We start from the raw sequence: 6,572 nt of genomic DNA on the forward strand, positions 1-6,572 counted from the left end.
GTCGCCGACTCGGCACTGCGGCTGGGCCGACCGGGCCGCCGCGGCCCGGCTGGCTCGGCGCGGCGGCGGGGTGCGGGGCGGCCCGGACCACTCGGTGCTGGACCGGCCCCGGGTGGAGGCCGCCGCCCGCGACGCGCTCGGCGAGGAGGCCTTCGCCGAGGCGTACGCGGGCGGGCTGGGCTGTCGGCTGGAGACCGCCGCGGAGGCGGTCCGGCTCACACTCGACGCCTGAGCGCCCGCACGGCGAGCGGGGCGAACACGGCGGCGAGTACGACGGCCCAGATCAGCGACTGGACGACCGGCCCGGCCACCGGGCCGCCGACCAGCAGGCCACGCAGCGCGTCGGCGAGGATGGTCACCGGGTTGACCTCGACCCAGTTCTGCAGCCAGCCCGGCATCCGGTCGGTAGGTACGAAGACGTTGCTGGTGAAGGTCAGCGGGAAGATCACCATGAAGCCGAAGATCTGCACCTTCTCCGGCTCGCTGACCAGCACCCCGACCAGCACCGAGATCCACGAGGCGGCCAGCGAGAAGGCGAGCAGCAGGACGAACGCGCCGAGCAGGCCGACCACCCCGTTGCCCAGCCGGAAGCCGAGGATCGCACCGACCCCGACCAGCAGCGACACCGACCACGCCTGCTTGACCGTGTCGGCGAGGATCCGGCCGGCCAGCGGAGACCAGCGGGCGATCGGCAGCGCGCGCAGCCGGTCGAAGACCCCCTTGGTCAGATCGTTGTTGAGCCCGAACCCGGTGGTCATGGTGGCGAAGAGGGCGTTCTGCACGATGATCCCAGGCAACGCGAACTGCAGGTAGTCGCCCGGGGAGCCGGAGATCGCCGTGCCGAAGACGTACGTGAAGAGCAGCACGAACATCACCGGCTGGATGCTCAGGTCGAGCAGCTCCATCGGGTTGTGCTTGATCTGCACCAGGCTGCGCCAGGCCAGGGTGAGGGTGTGCCGCAGCCCGGCGGCGAGGCCCGGCCGGCGGGCCGGGGCCAGCGGGGCGGCGGTGAGGGTGGCGGCGGTCATGCTGGCATCCATTCCAGTTCAACGTCGGAGCGGCCGTCCTGCTCGGCCCGGTGGCCGGTCAGGGAGAGGAAGACCTCGTCCAGGCTGGAGCCGCGCAGGGCCAGCTCGGCGACCGTGATCTCGGCCTGGTCGAGCCGGCGCACCACGGCGGGCAACACGCCGGGGTCGTTCACCGGCACGGTGACGGTGGTCTGGGCGACCTCGGGGGTCGCCCCGGCGACCTCCGCGGCGATGGACACCACGGTCGGCAGGTCGCCGGCGTCCGCCGGCCGGACCGTCAGGATCTGCCCGCCGGTCTTGGCCTTCAGCTCCTCCGGGGTGCCCTGGGCGATGACTTGGCCGTGGTCGACCACGGCGATCTCGCTCGCCAGCAGGTCGGCCTCCTCCAGGTACTGGGTGGTCAGCAGCACGGTCACCCCGTCGGCGACCAGGCCCCGGACGATGTCCCACAGCTCGTTGCGGCTGCGCGGGTCGAGCCCGGTGGTCGGCTCGTCGAGGAAGAGCACCTGCGGCCGGCCCACCAGGCTGGCGGCCAGGTCCAGGCGGCGGCGCATGCCGCCCGAGTACGTCTTGGCCGCCCGGTCGGCGGCGTCGCTGAGCTGGAAGTCGGCGAGCAGTTGCCGGGCGCGGACCCGGGCGTCGGCCCGGCGCATCCCGAGCAGCCGGCCGATCAGCAGCAGGTTCTCGGTGCCGGTCAGCGTCTCGTCGACCGAGGCGTACTGGCCGGTCAGGCCGATCAACTGGCGGACCCGGTGGGCATCGCGGCGGACGTCGTACCCGCCCACCGTGGCGTGCCCCTCGTCGGCGGCGAGCAGGGTGGCGAGCACCCGTACCGCGGTGGTCTTGCCCGCCCCGTTCGGCCCGAGCAGACCGAAGACCGTCCCGGTGGGGACGGCGAGGTCGACTCCGGCGAGGGCGGTGGTCGCGCCGAAGCGGCGGACCAGACCCTCCGCCTGGATCGCGTATGTCATCGGAACTCCCGTCGTATCGCTGGCCACCCCACGATGAGCGACGGCGCTGACGTTACGTCGACACCCGCTGACATTCCGCTGATTTTGCTGCGAACAGAAAAACGACCGCCGCCGCCGGTCACCCGGCGACGGCGGTGGCAGGGTCGGGGTCAGGCCAGGTTCGACGAGCGGGGGTACGCGTCCGCCGGGTCGGTCAGCACGTTGACCAGGTACGGCACGCCGGAGTCGAACGCGCGGGTCAGGGCCGGGGCGAGGTCGGCGGCCTTCTCCACCGTCTCGCCCGCGCCGCCGAGCGCCTCGACCACCTTGTCGTAGCGCAGCCCGGGCTGGAGGTCGGCGGCGACGTCGTAGCCGTACATGGCCCGCATCGGGTGCTTCTCCAGGCCCCAGATGCCGTTGTTGCCGACCACGATGACCACCGGGAGCTGCTGGCGGGCCAGGGACTCGACGTCCATCAGCGAGAAGCCGGCCGCGCCGTCGCCCATCAGCACGCAGATCTGCCGGTCGGGGTGGCTGACCCGGGCGCCCATCGCGTAGCCCATGCCGGTGCCGAGGCAGCCGTACGGGCCGGGGTCGAGCCAGGTGCCGGGCTGCGCCGGCTCCAGGTAGCGGCCGGCGTACGAGACGAAGTCGCCGCCGTCGCCGATGGTGATGGCGTCGGGGGCGAGGGCCTTGCGCAGCTCGCCGTAGATCCGGGCGGGCCGGATCGGGTCGGTCTCGGCGGCCATCTCCTCGGCGTCGCGGACCTTGGCGGCGTCCTCGGCGACCCGGAGCTGGGCGATCCAGTCGGCGTGGTCGGCCCGGTCGCCGGGGTGCTCCGCGAACGCGGTGAGGATGAGCCGCAGGTCGCCGGCGGGGGCGGCGGCGGGTTGCACGTGCCCGGCGCGCTGGCTGGGCGCGTCGACGACGTGCACGACCTTGGCGTCGCCGAAGTCGCCGAAGCCGAGCCGGAAGTCCAGCGGGGTGCCGACCACCACGACCACGTCCGCTTCCTTCAGCGCGACCCGGCGGGCCTTGGCGAAGGCGAGCGGGTGGGTGGGCGGCAGCGCGCCGCGCCCCATGCCGTTGGTGAAGACCGGCACTGCGAGCGCCTCGGCGGCGGCGCGCAGGGCGTCGACCGCGTCGCCGGCGTACACGTCGGAGCCGGCGATGATCACCGGTCGGCCGGCGGCGGCGATCAGGCCGGCGGCCTTCGCCACCTCGTCCGGGTCGGCCTCGATCGGGGCGATCGGCGACACCGCCGGCAGTTCCGCGTCGCCGACCGAGAAGACCGCCTCCAGGGGGAAGTCGAGGAAGGCCGGGCCGCGGTGCGGGGTGAGCGCCGCGGTGAGGGCGGCGGTGACCGCGCGCGGAATGTCGTCGGCGCTGAACACCGTCTCGGCGTGCTTGGTGACCGGGGCGACCAGCGGCAGATGGTCCATCTCCTGGAGGCTGCCCGAGCCCCAGCGGAACTGCGGGGCCCGGCCCCCCAACACCAGCACCGGGGAGGCGTTGAAGAACGCGCTGGTCAGGCCGGAGACGCCGTTGGTGACGCCGGGGCCGGCGGTGAGCACGGCCAGGCCGGGCCGGCGCTGGAGCTTGGCCACCGCCTCGGCGGCGAAGACCGCCGACTGCTCGTGCCGGACGTCGTAGATGGGGAAGCCGGTCTTGTGCGCGGCGTCGTAGAGCGGGAAGACGTGCCCGCCGGAGAGGGTGAACATCTCCCGTACGCCGTGCGCGCGCAGCGCCGCCAGCGCCAACTCTCCGCCGTGACCCTCGACCCGTTCCGTCATCGCCGCTTCCCTTCGTCACATGACCGGTGTCACAGGCTACTGGCCGGTAGGCGGAATGTGAACCGCTCTCGGGTCGGCGGCTCTCCGCGACCCGGACCGGGCTCAGCGGCCGGTGAAGCCCGGCTTGCGCTTCTCGACGAACGCGGCCATGCCCTCGCGCCGGTCGTCGGTGGCGAAGAGTGCCGCGAAGAGCTGGCTCTCCCAGGCCAGGCCGGAGTTGAGGTCCATGTCGAGGCCGCCGTCGACGGCCTGCTTGGCCGCCCGCAGGGCCTGCACCGGGCCGGTCAGGTACGGCTTCACCAGCGCGACGGCGGTGTCGTACACCTCGGCGGCCGGGGCCACCCGGTCGGCCAGGCCGATCCGCAGCGCCTCCACCGCGTCGACCATCCGGCCGGACATGATCAGGTCCTTGGCGCGGGCCGGGCCGACCAGCCGGGCCAGCCGCTGAGTGCCCCCCGCGCCCGGGATGATGCCGAGCTTGATCTCCGGCTGGCCGAGCTTGGCATCCTCGGCCACCACCCGCCAGTCGCAGGCCAGGGCCAGCTCGCAGCCGCCACCGAGGGCGTACCCGGTGATCGCGGCGACCACCGGCTTGGGAATCCGGGCGATCGCGCCCAGCGCGCTGGACAGGTCGGCGGCCCGCTCCGCCATGTCCACGTAGGACATGTCGGCCATCTCCTTGATGTCCGCGCCGGCGGCGAAGACTTTCTCCCCGCCGTACACGATGACCGCGCGGACCTCCGGGTCGGCGGTGGCGGCGGCCGCGGCGGCGCGCAACTCCTCCTGCACCTGGGTGTTCAGCGCGTTCATCGGCGGCCGCTCCAGCCGGATGGTGCCGATGCCGTCCTTGGTCTCCAGCCGAACGAACTCGCCCACGCTGCCCTCACTTCCTCGTCGAAGTCGCGTGCCAACCTTACGACCGGTCGTTGGGGTAAGTAGTCTGGTGTCCGCCCCGCCACCGGGAGTCAGGCCATGATCACGTACTACGACGACAGGTCGGTGCAGGTCACCTCCACCGCCATCCGGGTGGACGGCCGGACCTTCCCGCTCGCGGAACTCAGCATGGTGTGGCACCGGCGGGGCAGCCGCTCCTGGCGGGTGCTCGCCGGCCGGGGCGCGATCGGCGCCGCGCTGGCCGGGCCGCTGGTCGCCGCCCTGCTCGGCGTCGGGCTGGCGGTCGTGCTGCACCGCTCGCCGACCGTCACGCTCGCCATCGTCGGGGCGTCGGTGCTGGTCGGGCTCGGGGTCGGGCCGCTCGCCGACTTCCTCTTCGAACACCTGGACCGCTCGTACGCCCGGGGCGCCCGGCAATGGGAGATGTGGGCCCGCTGGCGCGGCCACCCGGTGCGACTGCTGCGCACCGGCGACGCGCTGCGCTTCGGCCAGATCTACCGGGCCGTGCAGCGGGCGATGGAGTCCGCGCCGACCCCCGTCCGTCAGAAGGCGATCGACTCGTCCGGCAGCAGCCCGAGGCCGCGCAGCAGGCCGTAGGTGTCCTGCTCGCCCCAGAACTGGACGATCCGCCCGCCGGCCAGCCGGTACATCTTGCAGGCGCTCTGCACCGTGGTCGCCCCGGTCGCGTCCCGCCGGTACGTCTGCGCGAACGAGACGACCACCCGGTCGTCGACCGCGAGCAGCTCGACGATCCGCTGGTCGAGCACGGTCAGGCCGGGCGAGGAGACGGCGCCCTCGACGTAGTGCCGGCCCTGCACCGCCGCGCCGGAGCCGTAGATCTGCACGTCCTCGGCGACCACCTCGGCCAGCTCGGCGAGGTCCTTGGTGACGAAGGTCCGCAGGTACCGCCGGACCACCTCGACGTTGCGCTCCCGCTCATCGGCCCCCATGCGCCCCGACCGTACGCCGGCCGAGGCCTCCGCGCCGGCAGCGACGGCTGCACACCGCCCACCCTCCGCTTGCCGTCTACGAAGCTGATGACGTCAGCGAATCATCCGTGGGGCCAGCCCCCGGGTGCACCACCACCCGGCCGCGATTCATCCACGACATCAGCTTCGTAGCGTCGTGGCAGGACATCCGGCGGCCGACCAGTCGAGGGGCGGCGGGCGGGGACGCCACCGGCACGGCGCGGACATGAGCGCGGATGGTTAGGGTGTGCAAGTGTTGGCTGATTAACTAAGCGAACCTATGTGGTACGTTCTTGATCATGTCGTTGCTGCGTCTGGGTCCGGCCGCTGAGTACATCGGTGTGCATCCTGTGACGCTGCGCCGGTGGGCGGATGAGGGACGGGTGGCGGTGACGTGGGTTGGTCGGGAGCGTCGGTTCGACTCTGCGTTGCTCGATGCGTTCGTTGGACGGGGTGAGGCGGAACGGCCGCGCCGTGAGGCGTTGTATGTGCGGGTGTCGGGTACGTCTGGCCAGGAGACGTCGCTGGTGGCCCAAGAGGCGGAACTGCGGGCTACTGCTGCCGCCGAAGTCGTGGCGGTGTTCAAGGACAAGGCGTCTGGGCTGCGGGAGAACCGGCCCGGACTTGCCCGGCTGTTGAAGGGTGCGGCGGCCGGCGAGTTCACTGTGGTAAGAGTGACCCACCGCGACCGGTTGGCGCGGTTCGGCACGGCGTGGCTGACCGCTCTGCTCGCCCGTGACGGGGTGACCGTCGAGGTGCTGCACGCGAAGGGTTCGGCCGGTGGGGTCGAGGAACTCCTGGACGACTTCATGTCTCTGGTCGCCATGTTCGCCGGCCGGATGTACGGCCTGCGGTCGCGTGAGGCCAAGCGGCGACTGCTGGCGGCCGCGGGTAAAGGCGTGGGGTAGTGGCTGGCTCCGTGTTGACGTCGACCGCGAC

The 6,572-nt window shown here is 72.6% G+C and carries 8 protein-coding genes; 3 read left to right on the forward strand and 5 right to left on the reverse strand.

From position 1 onward, the window contains the following. The coding region (locus JNW87_RS32740; protein ID WP_238455012.1) for a hypothetical protein at nt 1-232 on the forward strand (232 nt) is incomplete at its 5' end. Here the strand turns inward: JNW87_RS32740 and JNW87_RS32745 are convergent. The 4 genes from JNW87_RS32745 to JNW87_RS32760 form a co-directional block, all read right to left on the reverse strand. Continuing rightward, nucleotides 216-1,028, reverse strand: a complete 813-nt coding sequence (locus JNW87_RS32745) for an ABC transporter permease (RefSeq protein ID WP_109800621.1) — start codon at nt 1,026-1,028, stop codon at nt 216-218. The genes JNW87_RS32740 and JNW87_RS32745 overlap by 17 nt on opposite strands. Continuing rightward, the gene (locus JNW87_RS32750) at nt 1,025-1,999 is read right to left on the reverse strand and encodes an ATP-binding cassette domain-containing protein (RefSeq protein ID WP_109800622.1); all 975 of its coding nucleotides are present in this window, start codon (nt 1,997-1,999) and stop codon (nt 1,025-1,027) included. The genes JNW87_RS32745 and JNW87_RS32750 overlap by 4 nt, the downstream gene beginning before the upstream one ends. A 149-nt stretch (nt 2,000-2,148) precedes the next feature. Next, nucleotides 2,149-3,771, reverse strand: a complete 1,623-nt coding sequence (locus JNW87_RS32755; protein ID WP_109800623.1) for an acetolactate synthase — start codon at nt 3,769-3,771, stop codon at nt 2,149-2,151. Between the two features lie 102 nt (nt 3,772-3,873). After that, on the reverse strand, nt 3,874-4,647 hold the full coding sequence (locus tag JNW87_RS32760) for an enoyl-CoA hydratase/isomerase family protein (protein ID WP_238455013.1): 774 nt from the start codon (nt 4,645-4,647) through the stop codon (nt 3,874-3,876). Nucleotides 4,648-4,743: 96 nt separating this feature from the next. Here JNW87_RS32760 and JNW87_RS32765 point away from each other — a divergent pair, with 96 nt between their 5' ends. Then, nucleotides 4,744-5,262, forward strand: a complete 519-nt coding sequence (locus JNW87_RS32765) for a DUF6232 family protein (RefSeq protein ID WP_109800625.1) — start codon at nt 4,744-4,746, stop codon at nt 5,260-5,262. On the opposite strand, the gene JNW87_RS32770 is transcribed toward JNW87_RS32765, so the two are convergent. Then, nucleotides 5,208-5,615, reverse strand: coding sequence for a nuclear transport factor 2 family protein (locus tag JNW87_RS32770; RefSeq protein WP_238455014.1), 408 nt, complete (start codon nt 5,613-5,615; stop codon nt 5,208-5,210). The genes JNW87_RS32765 and JNW87_RS32770 overlap by 55 nt on opposite strands. Before the next feature lie 317 nt (nt 5,616-5,932). On the opposite strand from JNW87_RS32770, the gene JNW87_RS32775 reads away from it, so the two are divergent. Continuing rightward, a complete protein-coding gene (locus JNW87_RS32775) occupies nt 5,933-6,541 on the forward strand; it encodes an IS607 family transposase (RefSeq protein WP_238455015.1) in 609 nt (202 codons plus the stop codon). The last annotated feature ends 31 nt before the right edge of the window (nt 6,542-6,572 follow it).

Origin of the sequence: Micromonospora sp. ATA51 (assembly GCF_016802855.1) — a bacterium.
GTDB lineage: Bacteria > Actinomycetota > Actinomycetes > Mycobacteriales > Micromonosporaceae > Micromonospora > Micromonospora sicca.